The 18,893-nt window shown below is 39.5% G+C and carries 15 protein-coding genes and 1 pseudogene; 10 read left to right on the top strand and 6 right to left on the bottom strand.

Translation table 11 applies throughout. From position 1 onward, the window contains the following. Positions 1-84: 84 nt before the first annotated feature. On the bottom strand, positions 85-366 hold the full coding sequence (locus tag BQ7394_RS25970; RefSeq protein ID WP_139317699.1) for a hypothetical protein: 282 nt from the start codon (positions 364-366) through the stop codon (positions 85-87). A gap of 9 nt (positions 367-375) precedes the next feature. Between BQ7394_RS25970 and BQ7394_RS26270 the strand changes: the two genes are divergently transcribed. The 3 genes from BQ7394_RS26270 (at position 376) to BQ7394_RS11270 (ending at position 4,742) form a co-directional block, all read left to right on the top strand. Then, positions 376-522 carry a hypothetical protein gene (locus tag BQ7394_RS26270; RefSeq protein ID WP_235848731.1) on the top strand — a complete coding sequence of 49 codons (147 nt, stop codon included), beginning with the start codon at positions 376-378 and terminating at the stop codon, positions 520-522. Next, the gene (locus tag BQ7394_RS26265) at positions 519-773 is read left to right on the top strand and encodes a sensor histidine kinase (protein ID WP_075557527.1); all 255 of its coding nucleotides are present in this window, start codon (positions 519-521) and stop codon (positions 771-773) included. Before BQ7394_RS26270 ends, BQ7394_RS26265 begins: the two co-directional genes overlap by 4 nt. Before the next feature lie 108 nt (positions 774-881). Next, positions 882-4,742, top strand: coding sequence for a TIM-barrel domain-containing protein (locus BQ7394_RS11270; RefSeq protein WP_075557526.1), 3,861 nt, complete (start codon positions 882-884; stop codon positions 4,740-4,742). A gap of 225 nt (positions 4,743-4,967) precedes the next feature. Here the strand turns inward: BQ7394_RS11270 and BQ7394_RS11265 are convergent, their stop codons facing one another. Further along, positions 4,968-5,813 carry a helix-turn-helix domain-containing protein gene (locus BQ7394_RS11265; RefSeq protein WP_075557525.1) on the bottom strand — a complete coding sequence of 282 codons (846 nt, stop codon included), beginning with the start codon at positions 5,811-5,813 and terminating at the stop codon, positions 4,968-4,970. A gap of 217 nt (positions 5,814-6,030) precedes the next feature. Here BQ7394_RS11265 and BQ7394_RS11260 point away from each other — a divergent pair, with 217 nt between their 5' ends. Continuing rightward, positions 6,031-6,255, top strand: coding sequence for a winged helix-turn-helix domain-containing protein (locus tag BQ7394_RS11260; protein ID WP_075557524.1), 225 nt, complete (start codon positions 6,031-6,033; stop codon positions 6,253-6,255). A 49-nt stretch (positions 6,256-6,304) separates the two neighbouring features. Here BQ7394_RS11260 and coaW read toward each other — a convergent pair whose 3' ends face one another. Further along, positions 6,305-7,147: a type II pantothenate kinase gene (gene coaW, locus BQ7394_RS11255; protein WP_075557523.1), complete on the bottom strand. Its 843-nt coding sequence runs from the start codon at positions 7,145-7,147 to the stop codon at positions 6,305-6,307. A 174-nt stretch (positions 7,148-7,321) separates the two neighbouring features. Between coaW and BQ7394_RS11250 the strand changes: the two genes are divergently transcribed. From BQ7394_RS11250 to BQ7394_RS11240, 3 genes are all read left to right on the top strand, one after another. Continuing rightward, positions 7,322-7,921, top strand: coding sequence for a MarC family protein (locus tag BQ7394_RS11250; protein WP_075557522.1), 600 nt, complete (start codon positions 7,322-7,324; stop codon positions 7,919-7,921). 64 nt (positions 7,922-7,985) lie between these two features. Further along, positions 7,986-9,143, top strand: a complete 1,158-nt coding sequence (locus BQ7394_RS11245; protein ID WP_075557521.1) for an acyltransferase — start codon at positions 7,986-7,988, stop codon at positions 9,141-9,143. A 170-nt stretch (positions 9,144-9,313) separates the two neighbouring features. Then, positions 9,314-10,057 carry a NigD1/NigD2 family lipoprotein gene (locus tag BQ7394_RS11240; RefSeq protein WP_075557520.1) on the top strand — a complete coding sequence of 248 codons (744 nt, stop codon included), beginning with the start codon at positions 9,314-9,316 and terminating at the stop codon, positions 10,055-10,057. A gap of 87 nt (positions 10,058-10,144) precedes the next feature. On the opposite strand, the pseudogene BQ7394_RS11235 reads toward BQ7394_RS11240, so the two are convergent. From BQ7394_RS11235 to BQ7394_RS11220, 3 genes and pseudogenes are all read right to left on the bottom strand, one after another. Continuing rightward, positions 10,145-11,381: pseudogene (locus tag BQ7394_RS11235) on the bottom strand (transposase). 234 nt (positions 11,382-11,615) lie between these two features. Next, positions 11,616-12,017 (bottom strand): LytR/AlgR family response regulator transcription factor, encoded by a 402-nt coding sequence (locus tag BQ7394_RS11225; RefSeq protein ID WP_075557518.1) that lies wholly within the window; start codon positions 12,015-12,017, stop codon positions 11,616-11,618. Between the two features lie 196 nt (positions 12,018-12,213). Next, positions 12,214-13,335 (bottom strand): helix-turn-helix transcriptional regulator, encoded by a 1,122-nt coding sequence (locus tag BQ7394_RS11220; protein WP_075557517.1) that lies wholly within the window; start codon positions 13,333-13,335, stop codon positions 12,214-12,216. Positions 13,336-13,486: 151 nt separating this feature from the next. Between BQ7394_RS11220 and BQ7394_RS11215 the strand changes: the two genes are divergently transcribed. From BQ7394_RS11215 to BQ7394_RS11205, 3 genes are read left to right on the top strand one after another with little or no spacing between them, the layout of a single operon-like run. Beyond that, on the top strand, positions 13,487-16,111 hold the full coding sequence (locus BQ7394_RS11215; protein WP_075557516.1) for a TonB-dependent receptor plug domain-containing protein: 2,625 nt from the start codon (positions 13,487-13,489) through the stop codon (positions 16,109-16,111). A gap of 31 nt (positions 16,112-16,142) precedes the next feature. Continuing rightward, positions 16,143-17,306 carry a DUF4876 domain-containing protein gene (locus tag BQ7394_RS11210; protein ID WP_075557515.1) on the top strand — a complete coding sequence of 388 codons (1,164 nt, stop codon included), beginning with the start codon at positions 16,143-16,145 and terminating at the stop codon, positions 17,304-17,306. Positions 17,307-17,311: 5 nt separating this feature from the next. After that, complete coding sequence (locus BQ7394_RS11205) at positions 17,312-18,853, top strand: DUF6850 family outer membrane beta-barrel protein (protein ID WP_075559987.1); 1,542 nt, start codon at positions 17,312-17,314, stop codon at positions 18,851-18,853. The last annotated feature ends 40 nt before the right edge of the window (positions 18,854-18,893 follow it).

Raw genomic sequence — 18,893 nt, 5'->3', positions numbered from 1 at the left:
GTCTTTTCTCTGTTTTTATTAATGGTGTCCTCAAAAATGTTTACGAGGGCGCCATTAATATATTTAACACCCTCATAAATAGAATTACTCATATTCTTTCACCTTTGCTATGGCGAGAATAGACTCCGTAATTGCATTGCCCAGATCATCCCCTTTACTTTCCCCTTCATTTTTTAGTTGTTCATCTATATAAATCTGACGCTTGGAGCCTTGTGTAAAGATTTCGTTTCCGGCAATATAGATCAGTTTCATGTCTGCATCGTTGCGTCCCCATTCCAGTTCCTTTACAGCTTTACGGATGACGGTACCACAGAATTCTTCACTATCTTCAACAGCCTGAATAGCGTCAATCAGTTCATTGCCCAAAACAATGAGTTGGAAGCAAATAAATACCTTTCCTCCTATTCGCGCCTGATGCGGAACATTCTGGAAAATTCAAATAAGGATTTCACTCCGCTTTCAACAGAGTTGGAACAGCTGAAAGAATTGGCCTGCGATATAAAGAATCCGGCGGGTTATTGAAACTGTCAGTTAAGGCTGATGGCAATATCCTGTCTGTCGTGATTGAAGATAATGGTATCGGTCTGAAGAAAAGTAATGAACTGAAAACGCACCATCAAAAAGAACATCATTCGCGTGGGCTGACAAATACGCATGAACGGATCAGTCTCCTGAATAGTTTATATAATACCCAAATAACAATGAAAATAATCGAAAAAGAAGGTGTCGGTACAGGTGTAGTTGTTTTGATCAAATACCCCTTCAATGCTTGATTGTTAATATTTTCTTGTAGGATATATTGTAAATTCTTGCGTATGAAAATTATATCCCGTAAGTTTGTTGTTTAAAAGATTTTATACGTTAAAACAACATTTAATAACATGAATGACTCTATCAAAAAACTGAAACAAAAGAAAGTGCTGATATTAGCTTTAGCCTTTCCGCTGTTTTCGCCCTTATCCATGCAAGCCATACAAAAAGCAGATAATATCTGTATGGAAATGCAACAGGCAAAAAAAATAGTCGGAGCGAAACAAATCAATCCTACAACCATCGAAATCCAGTTCTCTGATAACCAAAGAATGGCTTTTGACTTTTATGGAGAAAACATCTTCCGTGTATTCCAGGATATAAACGGAGGTATCATACGTGATCCGGAAGCTAAACCGGAAGCACAAATCCTGGTTGATAATCCCAGAAAACCACTAGCTTCGTTAACCCTGAAAGAAGACAATAATTGTATTTTTATCAGTACGGATAAAGTAAAACTAGAATTGGATAAAAACACGTCTTTGTTGAAAGTATCCAATCTTGAAACCAATGAAGTGGTCCTGGAAGAAGTGAAACCGGTTCTTTTTGAGAAAGGCAAAACAGTTCTTACCCTAAAAGAGAAACCAGGAGAATATTTCTATGGTGGCGGTGTCCAGAACGGACGTTTCTCCCATAAGGGTAAAGCGATAGCCATAGAAAATCAAAATAGCTGGACTGATGGTGGTGTGGCCTCTCCTGTTCCTTATTACTGGTCTACTAATGGCTATGGCTTTATGTGGTACACCTTTAAACAAGGTAAATATGATTTTGGTGCAGCAGAAAAAGGTATCGTAACATTATCCCACGACACCGATTATCTGGATGCTTTTTATATGATCAGTGACGGACCTGTGGCCTTGTTAAATGATTTTTATCAGTTGACAGGTAATCCGGTATTATTGCCTAAGTTTGGTTTCTATCAGGGACACCTGAATGCCTACAATCGTGACTATTGGACTGAAGATGAGAAAGGTATTCTTTTTGAAGACGGCAAACGTTATAAGGAAAGTCAGAAGGACAATGGCGGTGTTAAAGAATCGTTGAACGGAGAAAAGGATAATTACCAGTTCTCTGCCCGTGCTGTGATCGACCGTTATAAAAACTATGATATGCCGCTCGGATGGTTATTACCAAACGATGGTTATGGCGCCGGATACGGACAAACGGAAACACTGGATGGAAATATCCAGAATCTGAAAGACCTTGCCGATTATGCCCATAAGAACGGAGTGGAAATAGGTCTTTGGACACAGTCGGATTTGCATCCGAAGCCCGAAGTGAGTGCACTGCTGCAACGCGACATAGTGAAAGAGGTTCGTGATGCCGGCGTGCGTGTACTTAAGACAGACGTGGCATGGGTAGGCGATGGTTATTCATTCGGTCTGAACGGTGTAGCTGATGTTGGTCATATCATGCCTTATTATGGCAACGATGCCCGTCCGTTTATCATCTCTCTGGATGGTTGGGCCGGAACACAACGTTATGCCGGTATCTGGTCAGGTGACCAGACGGGTGGACAATGGGAATATATCCGCTTCCATATCCCGACTTATATAGGTTCAGGACTGTCCGGACAACCCAATATAACCTCCGACATGGACGGTATCTTCGGTGGTAAAAATCTGGCAATGAATACTCGTGATTTCCAGTGGAAGACATGGACACCAATGGAACTGAATATGGATGGCTGGGGTTCGAATGAGAAATATCCGCATGCTCTTGGCGAACCGGCCACTTCAATTAACCGTTGGTATCTGAAAATGAAATCGGAACTGATGTCTTATGCTTACAGTATCGCAAAAGAAGCTGTTGACGGTAAACCGATGATCCGTGCAATGTTCTTGGAATATCCAAATCCTTACACCTATGGAAAGGCTACTGAATATCAGTTTATGTACGGTCCCTATTTCCTGGTCGCTCCTATTTATCAGGAAACACAAGTAGATGAAAAAGGAAATGATATTCGTGACGGTATTTATTTGCCCGGAGGTGTTTGGGTAGACTACTTCACCGGAGAAAAATATGAAGGCAATTGTGTTATCAATAACTTCGCTTCCCCACTTTGGAAACTTCCGGTATTTGTGAAAAGCGGTGCGATCATTCCGATGACCAACCCTAACAATAATGTTTCTGAAATCAATAAGAATCTGCGTACTTATGAGTTCTATCCTGCTGGTAACAGTTCATTTACTGAATATGATGACGATGGACTTACAGAAGCTTACAAATTAGGAAAAGGTACAACTACACTGATCGAATCGAGGGTTGATAGTAAGAATAATGTGGTGATCACAATTCATCCGACTGTGGGTGACTTTAACGGTTTTGCAAAAGAAAAAGCAACCGAACTGCGGATCAACGTATCTGAAATGCCTAAAAAGCTTGTAGCCAAAGTGGGTAAGAACAAAGTAAAACTGACAGAGGCACGTTCAATGACAGAGTTCCAAAATGCAGAAAACGCATACTTCTATGATGCAGCCCCGAACCTGAATAAGTTTGCTACTAAAGATAGCGAGTTCGAAAAGCTTACGATAACAAAGAATCCGCAGTTACTGGTGAAGTTGGCTTCTTCCGATATTACCTCAGATGAAATTACATTGAAGGTTGAAGGTTATAGCTTCAATACGGCAAATACGCAGAAAGTAACCACCGGAACGCTGACTGCCCCGAACGGACAGATTACTGCCGAAAATGTCGAAGCTTATACCTTAAAACCAACTTGGAATAAGGTAAACAATGCCGACTACTACGAAATCGAATTCAATAACATGTTGTATACTACTATAAGGAATACAGAACTGTTGTTCGATGGACTGGAAGCCGAAACAGACTACACATTCAAACTTCGTGCCGTAAACAAAGACGGTTTTTCAGACTGGAGTACTTTCAGTACAAAAACAAAATCCAATCCGTTGGAATTTGCCATCCAAGGTATTCGCGGTGAAGTGACGGCCGAAGAACAGGAAGGTTTCGAGATTTTCCGTTTATTTGACTTTGCCGAACTGGGTGATATGTTCCATACGAAATATCGTAAGAATGCTATACCGTTTGATATGATTATCGATCTCCGTACAATCAATCAACTGGACAAATTCCATTATTTGTCTCGTCAGGATGGTGGCAATGGTACAATGTTGAGAGGTTTCGTTTCATATAGTATGGATAAAGAAAACTGGACTCCGGTCGACTCTTTCCGCTTCGAACGTAACGGTGATGTCAAAGTCTTCGAATTCAAGGATAAACCCAAAGCACGTTACATTAAACTGAATGTGACCGAAGGTGTAGGTAATTATGGTTCAGGCCGTGAATTGTATGTATTTAAAGTTCCTGGAACCGAAAGCTATCTGCCGGGTGATATCAATAAGGACAAGAAGATCGATAATAATGACCTGACTTCATATATGAACTATACTGGTCTTCGTAAAGGTGACAGTGATTTCGACTATGTCAGTGCAGGTGATATCAACCAGAATGGTTTAATTGATGCTTATGATATTTCAGTTGTTACTACTCAGTTGGATGGTGGCATAGAAAACCAGGGGACAGAGAAGGTTGCCGGAACAATTGAGATCAATACTCCGAAACAGATGTATAATAAAGACGAAATCGTAGAAGTAAAGGTAAAAGGAACAGATCTGAAAGCTGTCAACGCATTAAGCTTTGCCTTGCCTTATGATCAGCAGGATTATGAATTTGTCGGAGTGGAACCGTTGAATCTGAAAGCAATGGAAAATCTTACTTACGACCGTCTACATACAAACGGCCAGAAAGCATTGTATCCTACTTTTGTAAATCTCGGTGACAAGGAAACACTGGAAGGAACAACCGACCTGTTTGTCCTGAAACTGAAAGCAAAACGCAAAGTAAAATTCAATCTAAAAGTTATTGATGGCTTATTAGTCGATAAAGACCTAAATATGTGTAAGTTTTAATATCTTTCATAGATAAATCGGAATCCCTTGTTTCAGATAATTGCTGGAACAAGGGATTTTTTATTGTATATTATCGTTATCTTTGATGATGTGAAATTTGTTAGAGATCTGAATTTATAGAAAGCTGAGTTCGGGTGGATATATTGTGTTGGAAGATAATACGGAAATAGAAATTTCACCCAGCTATAAAGACGATTTTCTCCGTTTACTCAAATCATAATCGTATTAGCTGTTGCGAAATTCCTGGGGTGTCATTCCTGTATGTCTTTTGAAATACCTGTTAAAGAAAGACATATTATTGAATCCCAACGAAAAGGCAATCTCTTTTGTCGGCAGATCAGTCGATTTTAATTGTGCTTTAATATCCATCAACACAATGGCTGTGATGATTTCCAGTGCAGTCTTACCCGTTTCCTTTTTTATGGTTGAACAAAAATGAGAAACGGTAACTCCCAGATGTTCTGCATAAAAGGCTACATTACGCTGGGTTGTGTAATGGGACATAACCAGTTTTATAAATTCACGGCATATTTCTTTACTACGGGTATGGAATGGATTTTTCCATTTTCCATGATTTTTGTATAACTCAGCCGTGCCCTGTATAAAGATGGTGAATATAGACTTAATAATATCTTTATTCTCAAGAGTACAAGGGAGAGAATAGGCATGTAAAAGAGGCTTGAAAACATCCAGATAGAGTTGTGTAAGGTCTTCCGACAAGTTTATAACAGGGTATTCTGTCAACATAGGAAGCAGCCTGATTGTAGTCAGGATCAGGTTATTACTATCCATGAATTCCCGTGAAAAACAGGCGTAGTAAAAATGGGCATCCTGCGAAACTTCATTGATTTGTATGAAACTGTCTGGAGTAAGTGTCAGAAAATCATTTTGTTTGATTGTCTGTTCGGATAAATTCAGTGTAATACGCACTTTCCCCTTTACACATAAGGCAAAAAGTACGGCTTTCATTTTACTAGAGTAATTGACATATCGTTTCAATATCTCTCCCGTAATATTGTCACCGGCAATAAAATCCGTAGGAATATCAAATATAGGCATGTTTTCCTCCATACTGTTCAGATTTATGATTTTCAAAGATAGTACATTTGATTTTTATACGATGAATAATCGCAAAAACAGGACATAGAAACCCAATAATAGGAATTGATCAATCCGGTCAAAACCTTGTACTTTGCAGAAGATTCAAATGGAAAACGGAATGAACAGAATACACTTTCTTTTGTTTTATATTAAAGAGTAAATCTATTTTATCAAAAATGTTACGATTATGGAATTAGAAAAGATCGGAGAGCATGCCGGTAAAGTCTGGCACGAGTTGAATAAAGGAAGGGAGTTATCAATTCCCGAATTGAGTCGATTGATTGATCTGAGTCACGAAGATACCACTTTAGCTATTGGATGGCTTGCCCGTGAAAATAAAGTTTTTATACAACGAAAGAATGGGCAGGTATTTGTAAGTAATGGTATTCAACAAGGATTATATTTTGGTTAATATAATAGGAAAGGGTCGGAAATAAAAAACGTTTCCGACCCTTTTTATATTAAATTACTTTCATATATTCTCTTTTATTAATATAGGTAAGTGCCGCTCCTATAGCTGTACGATATTCAGCATATTCCGGAATATGGAAACGAGTATTATACATAACCTCGAGTTTGGGAAAGATACTTTTGCATTGAGGTAATTTGGTCAGATTTCCGATCAAAATAAAATCATGTATATTGCTGTTTAAAGCAGCTAATATTACGGACTGACCAATACATTGAAGTACCATATAAATGATACCCAGGGCAACATCTTCCTGTGAAGAGTTGGCGTCGGCTTTCCCAAATGTAGAAGCTGTTGCATCCAAAGGAAGCCCAGGGAGTGGAATATTACATATATCCTGTATTTGCAGATTGATATTTGTTATGTCGCCTTTTAGGGCCAGCTGTACGACCTGACGTATATCCTGTGTTTTAAGAAGTAATTTGGATAACCCTAATACTGTTCCGCCTCCGATTCCTATACCACCGATATGCTCTATCTTCTCTCCTTCTACTTTGACGAAAGAAGTTCCGGTTCCCATGCTGACAACGATCAGTTTATCTAACCGGGTCAGATATTGTGCTCCCAGGCCATTCGCCAGGAATTCATCGGTTTTAGCAGTAGGCAAACCGTATAATGACTGATTTATATAAGCACTACCAACACCTGTTAGCATTACCTTTTCGACTGCTGACAAGGCTATATCATTATCATATAAATATTTACCGAATGCGCCGAATAATGAGGTAACCGGATCGGTAGCTCTGACAAACATCGGATTCTTTATATCCTTCCCGTCGATACCTACTATTTTGGTAGTGCTCCCTCCTACGTCTATCCCAATTACTATTCCCATAACCTTTAAGTTTAAAACCTCATATCAGGTTCCTGATTGTTCGCTGCAAAGATATTATAATTATTAATAATCAGCAATTATAGAAAGATTCATGGCTACATAAATTGCCATATAACAAAAAAATGTTATCTTCACGAAATTAGTTATTATTCTATTCTAAAGGGAAGGTTAGTTATGTTTGAAGATTTTAATTTCCAACAAATGATCAGTGCCTTTATCGTACTGTTTGCTGTAATTGATATTATCGGTTCTATTCCTATTATTATTAACCTAAAAGATAAAGGAAAAGAGGTGAATGCCCTGAAGGCGACGGTTATCTCTTTTTTGTTAATGATTGGATTTTTCTATGCTGGAGACTTTTTACTGAAACTGTTCCATGTAGACATAGAGTCGTTTGCCGTAGCCGGAGCGTTCGTTATCTTTTTATTATCGCTCGAAATGATTCTCGATATCGAAATCTTTAAAAATACGGGGCCGATCAAGGAAGCAACGCTTGTTCCCCTTGTCTTTCCGTTACTGGCCGGTGCCGGTTCGTTTACTACCTTATTATCTTTGAGGGCAGAATATGCCAGTGTCAATATTGTCGTAGCACTGATTCTGAATATGCTTTGGGTTTATTTTGTGGTGCGTATGACCAAGCAAGTAGAACGCTTACTGGGTAAAGGCGGTATCTATATTATACGTAAATTCTTTGGAATTATTTTACTGGCTATTTCCGTAAGATTATTTACAGTCAATATCACTCTCCTGCTTGATGCTTTACAAAATCAATAAAACAACGAATATAAGCAATACTAAGCAATAATATAAAACTATCTTATATCAACTTTTAAATCTTATGGAAAACAAAACTATTCTTTTCACGAAGCCGCATGTGGTGTGGCTGGATGTGATGCGGTTTGTCGCTATGTTTACTGTCGTATGTTGTCATTGTGCCGATCCTTTTAACTTTTATCCTGGGGATATTCCACCTAATATTACAGATATTAAATTCTGGGGTGCCGCTTATGGAGCACTACTTCGTCCTTGTGTACCCCTCTTTGTTATGATCACCGGAGCTTTATTGTTACCGACAAAGGGAGATGCTTCTGTTTTTTATAAGAAACGTATTAGTCGTGTGCTTTGGCCGTTCCTGATCTGGTCGGTTATATATAATTTATTCCCCTGGATTACAGGTTTATTAGGATTGAGTCCAGATGTTATTCTTGACTTTTTCCCTTATTCAGGCGAAGAAGCTACCAAACAGGCCTTTGGTGTATCGATGGGATATATTGCCGAGATACCATTCAACTTCTCCTTACTGGATGTACACATGTGGTATATCTATTTGCTTATCGGCCTCTATTTATACCTGCCTATCTTCTCTGCTTGGGTGGAAAAGGCATCGGACAAGGCAAAACTGTGGTTTCTGGGTGTATGGGCAGTAACAACATTGCTGCCTTATTATTATGAATATGTCTCTCCGTATTTGTGGGGAACCTGTTCTTGGAACTCATTTGGCATGTCGTATTACTTTGCCGGCTTCAATGGGTATTTATTGCTGGGCCATTACTTACGTAAACTGGATTGGCCGGTAAGTAAGATACTAGCTATAGGTATTCCGATGTTCCTTATCGGATATGCTGTTACCTTCTTTGGATTCCGTCATGTAACTTCTTTACCGGATTTCACAGATGAACAACTAGAACTGTTCTTTACCTATAACTCCTTGAATGTCGTAATGATGACAGTCCCGGTATTTATGTTGGTAAAGAAGGTCAATGTGAAATCTGTATCTATCCAGAAAGCTCTAGCTAACCTGACATTGTGTGGTTTCGGTATTTATATGATACACTATTTCTTTACAAGTCCGTGTGTAATCCTAATGCGTATGATTGGTGTTCCTCTTGGCTTGCAGATTCCATTGGCAGCTGTTATAGCTTTCGGTATTTCATGGGCTATCGTTTTTGCGATCTACAAAGTGGTGGGTAAGAATGCCAAATATATTGTAGGCTAAATTCAAACCTATATCAAACTAAATAATAAGTCGGAACTTTCGATATAAAAAGTCCCTACTTATTATTTTATCCCTTCTATTAATATATTTTATTATTCTCTTTTGCAGCATTTTCAAGCTCTTATCCATCTTCATTCATATAACAATTAATAATTTAGTGATATTAAGCTATGAAGACGTTGAAATTATTTTTAATGGCCACGGGTGTTCTATTCACTTCTCTAACTTTCCAATCTTGTTTGGATGATGATGATTACTACTATGGTGGCAATTGGCGGGCAAATGCTCTTGTAACTGTAAAGCCGGTTAGTGATGATTCATTTTTCCTGCAACTGGATGATACTACAACATTATTCCCTGTAAACATAACTTCTTCTCCTTATGGCGACAAGGAGGTAAGAGCTTTGGTTAATTGCAGGCTCGTAGATAAGCCGAGTGAAGGATACAGCAAAGCTGTGTACGTGAACTGGATAGACAGTATCCTGACTAAACAAATGGCTCCGGACCTTGGAGTAGAAAAAGACTCTGTGTATGGTACCGATCCTGTCGAAATGCTTAAGGACTGGGTTACAATTGCAGAAGACGGTTATCTGACACTTCGTTTTAGAACATTATGGGGAGATCGTAGTAAGGCTCATTTTGTAAACCTGCTGGTAAGCGAAGACCCTGCAAATCCGTATGAAGTGGAATTCCGTCACAATGCTTATGGTGATGTTCATGGAATCGAAGGAGACGGATTGGTTGCATTTAATCTGGCTAAACTACCAGATACGAATGGTAAAACGGTTAAACTGAAACTAAAATGGAAATCGTTTTCTGGTGATAAATCGGCAGAGTTTGACTATTGTACACGTAAGTCAACTCCTGGGAAGTCGACAATCAGTGACGAGAGAAGTGTATTAAATATGAAATAGATCTATTACCAGTTTAATACGAGAAGACGAATAAAATTCGTTCAAACAAAAGATGAAGGTGTCTGAAAAGGATGCCTTCTTTTTTTGTTATGCCGCTCTTTTATTATCCATTTTTATTTTAAGACCATCTTTGTTTTTCTCAATTATCTCTTTTCGAGAAGTTATCCTACAGAAATAAGTAAAAAACAAAAGAGAACTGACTTTTTTAGCCAGTTTCCTTAGATTATGTGCAATAGCAACTAGGGTAAACTCTGTTTTTACCTTCTCCAACCCTCTTAATCTAAACCGGTTCCATGCCGAGTTATGCTTTATCTGTACAAAGACAGCTTCTGGTTCTATACATCGTCTGCCCCGATGATAAATACCTTCCTCACTCATGAGGTTTTCCCGTGCTTTTTGTTTATGCCTGTTAAGGTTATAGTTAACTTCTATGATCCGGTTAGTCTTTGATTTATGACATTGAGATTTCAGCAGGCAACCCTCACAGTTCTGTGCCTGATAACGCTTCAGTACGGATACATATCCCTGCATCAGATTTATTTTTCCTTTGGCCTGTATATTCCATATGTTGTCCCATCGGGCATACGTAGTAATCCTGTTCCTGATTATAGTAATCTGTATGGCAAAAGCATCCTTTTTCCAGGCACGCTTCTGCTCTTTGTGGAAATAATTGTACTTGACAAAAGCCTCTATACCCGCATTCTCCATAAACTCGTAGTTTTGTTCGCTTCCATAACCGGTAAGGCATCCGGTGTCCTTTCCTGTTTGTCATGTTCGACATGTTTATCAATCTCACTAAGGATTGCCTGTATTTTCGACTCCAGTTTGGCCTTGTTCTTTTCCACGCTGCCACGCCAGACAAAAGTGTAGCGGTTGGAGGCCGATTCCACTTTGGTGCCATCGATATACTGTACATCCAAACTGACATAGCCGGATTCTTGTAACAGCAGAACAATGGCTGAAAATAACGATTTTATGTGTTCTTTTAAACGTTTGCTACGGAAATCATGATTGTACGGAAGTCGGGAGTATTATTTCCAGATAGCCACATGAAGTGAATGTTCTCCTCCAAGGCCTTTTCTATTTTACGGCAGGAATAGATATTGTTCAAGTACGCATAAAACAGGACCTTGAGCATCATACGGGGATGGTAGCTGCTGGTGCCTCCTCTTTTATATGTCTGAAGAAGACTGCTAATATCCAATGCGTCTACAACACTGTTTACAATACGAACGGGATGATTGGGAACTATCTTTTCCGATAAACTGACCGGAAAAAGTACATTTGGGTTGGAAGTTAACTCTTTAAATACTATCTTAGCCATTGCTATAAGGTTTGTTTGTTGCAACGGTAAGATACTGCTTTTTACCGAAATAAACAATAGTAAAAGGGGCTATCCGACTTTTTGGACAGCCCCTTTTTTGCTTATATCCCCTCAGAAATTATCAGTCGGAAGAATTTTCAATATGACGGTATTCAACAAAAGAATCAGGAAGACTATTATTAAAGATTTCATTTATAATATCATTAATTAGTGCAATGAGATAATACCAACAATTCAACCGATTGTTCCCAATATGTTGAAATGGGATAATATTTCTTTTTTATATTGCCTACCGATAGGGATCATATGTTCGCCGATATAAAATGTATTACCTACATAACTGGTGACATGATTCTTATTAATAATAAAAGAACGATGTACTCGGAGGAATAAAAGTTCCGATAGATGTTGCATCGTTTCACCCAGTGTGTATGATACTGTTATTTTACCTGTCTGCAAATAGAAATTACAGTAGCTTCCCGATGCTTCAATATAAAGAATATCACTAAATGATATTTTACGGAAGTGATCCTGAATTTTGATAAAGATATTATCTAATGTGTTTTTATCTGTGCAACTTGATGCATCAGCTGTCGTTCCTACCTGTGTTTGTTCCTTAAAATTGAGTGTGTTCATTTTGTTTCATGTTTATAGGCTTAATGAGCCTTGGTTATGTCAACAAAAATAAGCAGGAAGCCAGGTTTTGTAATTCCAGAATGTTTCTTATTCAATTATTTTTATATTATTCTTATTATCAGATTATTAAACGTCGAGCTAAGTGCTTTTTTATTTATGATTTAAGAATAAAATATATAATATCGGAATATCCTCATTAAGAATTAAGCTTCATTCCCTTTCTCCATTGGGAAGGTGGTATATGATGTCGCGCATTAAAAGCCTGATAGAACGTAGATGAAGTTTGAAAGCCCACCAACTCGGAAATTTCTATTACCTTTATATTGGTATCCTTTAGCCATGCTTCTGCTTCATCCAGACGAAGAGCCGTCAGATAATCAGAAAAGCGAACTCCTAATTGCTGATTAAAGTAACGACTTAATGAAGTAGCATTCGTGCCAAGTTCACAGGCCAGTATTTTTAGGGTCAGATCTGGATTGTGCAGGATATCCGGTGATTTCAATAGATTGATTATCCGTTCTCCCTCTTTCAGGTTGAATTGAGTCGATACTTCTATTTTCTCTTTTGGATTAGCTTCAGTTCTGATGAAAAAATAAGGTAATAGGTAAAAGCCTATTTTACGCTTTACAGTCCGGTAAAATACGGACTGTTTCAATAAATATACACCAATAAGAATAAGTGACAGATTATACAGAATATTGCATATATAACTCGGAGTAAGCATACTCATTACAGAAATGAATATGAAACATAAAACGCAAAATAACTCTCTTTTAATAATTTGTATTTGCGTTGTATTATCGTTTATTCTGTTTAAAAGACGAGACAGATAAACAAACAATTGTACCGCCAGAAGCAAATAACAACTGATACGGAAAGAGCCCCACCAGGTAGAGCGATCAAGTTCGAATTCATGCCAGCTATAGATCAATTTATCGGGTACCGGATTGAATAATGTCATCGCTACATAAATAACAGCTAATACTCCCGGAGGAAGTAAGTGTCGTCTCCATTGCCATACATCCGGTAAACGATTAGTTATCCGAAAGCGGAAATACAAATAAAACAAGGGAGTGAGCAATGTGAAAGCCCAACTGTTCAAACTGGAAATAAGGGCAATCTTTCTGAAAAGGAAGAGTCCTTCATACCAACTGTTGTAAAAGGATACAACACAGAGTACCAGCGTGATGAAAGTTATAAGTATAGTCTTTTTGTTATATCTGCCGTATTGTAACAAAGAAATCCCGGCGATGCTTAAAACACCCCAGGCTAATAAGGAAGTACAAATAACTAAAATCTGAAATAATAATGATAACATAAAAACATTTCTGAATGCAAATGTACTTACTAAAGTTTATAAATGCAGGTTTCTTTGTTTTTTTATTTTCAGACGATAAGTGAACAAAATAAAATAGCTTATTTTGTACTGCCATAAGGCTTTTAACAGTAGGTAATCTACAAAAGAGAAGATGAATAAGCATAGTTGTAGGAAAGCTTTTGAGGTAATTTTCTTTGTCTTTTGTTCGTTAATAATTAACGGGCAAGAGAAAATAACAGTACCTGATACCCTGCGTAATATCCGGCTCCGGGAGGTGGTAGTCACGGCTACTCCATCAGATGCACCGGGTACCAGTTCCTTGATTGGGCACGATGCTATCTGGCATATACAAGCGACAGATTTATCAGACTTGTCCCAATTATTACCCGGCGTACTTACCCGTAATCCTGATTTGAATTCTCCTGCTGTCTTCACAGTCCGTAGTGCTACATACGAGAATACGACAAATGCGCTGGGAACCGCTATACTGGTAGATGGAATGCGAATGAACAATAATATGAATATGCAGCAACTGGGACTTGAAGGTCAAGGTAGCCTGTTTAACAGTTCTGCTCTTTCCGGATTTGATGTCCGTTCGATTTCACCTGCTTCCATAGAATCTGTAGAGGTGATACGCGGAGTGCCTTCGGCCCGCTATGGGGATGCTACCAGCGGCGTAGTATTGGTGAACTCGAAAGCCGGATTGCAACCTTATACGGTGGGATTGCGTTTTACGGCAACTGAGAAACTGGCTTCTATAGGTAAAGGGATAGCTATGGGAGCAAATGGAGGTATTCTCTACCTGGGAGCAGATTATGCACTTTCATCGCAAGATCCCCGGCTGCCGGAACAAACATTTCAACGGATAGGTATTCAAATAGCTCATGCGAAAGACTTTACCACGGCATCACTTCTTTTTAATTTGCGGGGATATTGGACACAGGATAAAGGAGGCAGAGGTCGCAACACTATTGATGGTGAATATCAGAAAGCCTTTAACCGGGGCTTTTCATTCTCGGCAAACGGACGATGGGATTTAAATAAATCCTGGATTTCAAACTTGGAATATCATGCCGGATTGACTTATAGTTACCAGAAGAATGAATCGAGTATATATTACTCAAGCACGCAGCAGGTAACAACTTATACCCGTCAGCCGGGTGAGCAGGCCGGTATATTTTTAGCTCCCAACTACTTCAGCGATCTTTCGGTGGAAGGGAAACCGTTATCCGCAGATGCATCACTTACGGCCAATCTCAGAAGTATACTATCGAATAATGTATATAATCATTTTATGCTTGGCCTGGAAATGGGGACAGAGGGTAACCGTGGAGAAGGTATTCAGTTCGATCCTCTCCGCCCGTCGTTGGAAATGATCCGAATGCGTACCCGTTCTTTTCGGAGTATTCCCTTTGTACATCAATATATAGCTTTCGCAGAAGATAAGGTCACTTTCCATACAGGAAAGATGAAAACTGAAATACAAGCTGGTGTACGTTTCACCAAACTGCAAACGGAGGCATTGCGTTATGCCCCGACAGCAGAACCGCGTATCAACGTCAGACAGATTCTGTTGGAACAAAATGAAAATACCCTGCTGAAGCACCTTAGCATACGCGCAGGTTGGGGACTGATGCGTAAGATGCCGGTCTTAGCCTATTTGTATCCGGATAAATCCTATACCGATAAAAACGGCTTTACCTATAATGATGTGAAGAATAACGAGCGGCTGACTGTGATGCATACTTTTGTGACCGATCATACTTTTAATCCGAATTTGCGCTTACCGGTAAACCGAAAATTAGAGTTGGGATTTAACCTTCGGCTAGGACAAATGATTGCCGATATTGTATGGTTCAGAGAGCATCTTCGGAATGGATTCAGTACAACGGAACAAGCTGAACCTTTTACATACCGCCGTTACGATCCGTTAACCGGTAAAGGGGAACATCCCGAACTGACTCCCGATGGTGTAATGAACAACGGGACACCTCTCTCCTACACTACCCTTGCGACGTTTGCCACTTTTACTTCTCCGGAAAATGGTATTGAGCAATTGAAAGAAGGTATTGAATATACATTCGATATGGGGCACTGGAATACTTTGCATACTTCACTGTTTATCAGTGGCAGTTATTTAAAGTTACATGAAAAAAACACGGCATTGTCAGCAGTGTATCCTCAGGTTGAGCTGAATGGCAAGCCATATCCGTATGTCGGTATTTATGAAGCAGATCACTTGGCTTCCAATCTGCGGGTTTGGCAACAATTCAATACCCGTTTCCAGTTCATCACCCAGTTACCCCGCATCGGTTTGATCACAACTTTAACTTTACAGGCCGTATGGATGGATAAACAACGCCGTGGCATGGAAAGCAGTTACAATAATCCCGTTTACCTGATCGACGATAATGGGAACCGGATCGATGGAGATCCGATGACCGATATAGAACATCGTAAACGTCTCAATCCAGTATATTATATGGATAGTGATGGAGTACGACATCCCTTCACTCCGGAAATGGCGAACGATAAACGTTTCACTGATCTAGTGCTGGATGCTGGCACACTGACCCGGTATCAGGAAGATTCGTTTGGCCCCTATTTCCTGTTGAATCTTCGGGTAACGAAAGAGATAGGGCGCTATGTATCAGTTGCTTTTTGTGCCAATAATTTTACGCAATCGAATCCAAAGAAATACACCAGTAGCACACAACAATATACGATTCAAAATCCCGGTTTATATTATGGAGCCGAGATGACGATCCGGTTTTAAAAGAGTTTTTAATATAGATAACAAACATCAAATGAAAAAAGGTTTTTACTTATTACTTGCTGTTTTATTCTTTGCTTCCTGTTCGGAAGATGAGAAACAATCTTCCAGTATTTATATCCAGCTAGTAGCTCCCGAAGGTTATCCAACGTTGCCTTATGAAGAAATGGAAGTTGCACTGACAAATAAAGATCAGGGAACTGTGTATTCTGTGCATTGTTCATCTACAGGAAAGGCTTCATTCAACGTTGAACCGGGTTACTATGCTGCTTCGGTACATTATCAAGCTGCTTCCGGACTGATTTTTAGCGGAAGAATAGAATCTTTATCGTTGCTTTCAGACCAGGAACAAGGTGTGATAGAGCTATCGTTATCACAGGCTAAAATAAATGCTCTTGTCATTAAAGAGATTTACTTTGGTGGTTGCAAGGGATTGAATGATAAAGAATATCAGGCAGATCAGTATGTGACCTTATATAACAATTCAGATCAGACAATTTATCTGGATGGTTTGTGTGTCGGAATTGTGGATCCGGGTAACAATCTGGAATCTCCCTGGATGAATTATACGGATATGAAACGGATTCCGGTAAATGATCTGACCTGGCAGTTTCCCGGAAAAGGGAAAGAATATCCTTTGGCACCGGGAGAAGAAACAACCATTGCCACGAATGCCGTGGATCATACGGGCGCAGAGTTTCAACACGCCAACTCTGTCGATCTATCTGGGGTCGATTGGGGATTTTGGGATGTGAGTCTTGAACGGCAAAATATTACTGCCGGTGTTAAACCCATGACGTTGCTCGCAAATCTGAATCCTTTATTAGTAATGTATTCTCTCCCGGTTTTTGGCCCTACATTTATGGTATTCAGCTTGCAGGATTCACCGGAAGAATATGTACAAGATCCGGATAATCGCGAACCGCGTCCCCAGGCGGCTAATCAGGACAAGCGTTTTCTGATGGTTCCTCAGGAATGGGTAATAGACTGTATAGAATGTGTGAAAGATATCAATTCACCTAAGCGAGTGCCTAATGAACTTGATAACGGGAAATGTTATATTCCGGGAGACAGGTATTCAGGCCGGTCGATTATCCGGAAGAAAACAGGAATGGCAGATGGACATGTTATTTATCAGGATACAAATAATTCCGCCGAAGATATGGAAGTTACATTTGCTACCCTAAAAACAGAATAATGGCCATGAGAAGCCGGGAAACATTGTTCGGACTATTATTTTCGTTATCCATGACGGTTTCTGCTCAAACGGATACGTTGCATATACCTTCGATAAAAGAAGTGTATAGACACAATAGCTGGTTGGGCGGCGCTAATCCTGTGGGATTGTCGTTCAACCGTTTCCGCTCTTTCTCTGTGGCGGAAGCAAGTTACGGCCATCATAAAGGAAATTTTGGGAACGTCAGTCTTCCGGCTTCTGCGGATGTGTACTCCGTATATAGCGAATCATTTCAGACTGTAAATAAAGTGTCGCTTTATGGTAAGATTGGTTACACCCAGCTTCAGAATCGACAACAGAACTGGAATGGAATGACAGGTGACTATTGGCAGGCTGTAAACTTGTGTGACTCCATAAGTGGAAAGCAGCGTTCGGAGCAATATCAATTGTCGGGAGGTTTTTCTCTGCCGATCCATCGGCAATGGTTGCTGGGTGTAAAAGCGGATTATAAAGTACAGCTAACTGCCAAAGATATTGATCCACGAAATAAAAATCAGTGGATGGAGTGGCACCTTACACCGGGTGTGGGATATCTGTGCGGGAATTTACATTTGGGCGCTTCACTGCTTTATGTCCGTCGAAAAGAGACCATAGATTATCAAAATATGGGTAGTCATACAACTTATCCTGTCCTGGTAGCGTATCCGTTGGGGTTCTTTAAAACCTTATCATGGGGCGAAAATGTGAATTGGTATTATACCGGACAAGAGGTTGGCGGTGCTTTACAGTTTGACTTGAATCGTGGCTCTTTCCAATTATACCAGGAGATCTGTGGGAGTTTCGCCGGACAGACAGTAGAGAGTGACCGTATAAAAAATAAGAAAGAAGGCGAAACAGATAGCTGGCAGGTGGAGTATAAAGGTAAGTTACAGCAGGTGTTCCCCGATTGCAGGCATGAATGGGAATGGCTGGCTACATTTAGTTATGCTGATAACTTTGATCCATTGCAGCATCAAGTGGAATCGGATACCTGGCAATCGGATGGAAGAATACTTCGCTCTACCCGGCGTACAAGCCGATATGCTTTGAATTATGGATATTATCGGTTACGTGATGCTTGGCATTCCTGTTTTTATATCCTTTCAGGTATTAGTTATCGTCAGGCGAAAACAGCTTTATTATTCTATCCGGCAGAGTATACACAGCCGATTCACCGGTTTACAATCCATACTACATTTGTTCAAAATTTTTTATTACCAAATGCCTTACTCGACTTATCTCTGGGTGCTCAATATGGGAAAGGTGGTGGATCGATTATGGAAGAAAAGCTGCTGTCACCTGAAGATATTGCTCCGGAAATCACCTTATGGCAAAATCATAGCAGATTACAGCAAGTGTTCGATTATGAAACAATGTCGCGCTGGGGTTTACATTCTTCTGTAACTTATACCAGATCAGCTCATTTTCGCTGGTTTATTCGGCTGACGTTTGATTTTGAAAAGACACCTCAAGATGTAATTTATACTGATTCACGAAAAATAACGTCACAAATCGGATTGTTATTTTAAATAGAATATGTAGTTTTGATAAACAATTAAAAAAAACAAC

The sequence above is a fragment of the Parabacteroides timonensis genome (genome assembly GCF_900128505.1).
Taxonomy (GTDB): domain Bacteria; phylum Bacteroidota; class Bacteroidia; order Bacteroidales; family Tannerellaceae; genus Parabacteroides; species Parabacteroides timonensis.
The sequence above is the reverse complement of the archived record's forward strand: the minus strand, read 5'-3'. Positions and strand labels throughout refer to the sequence as shown.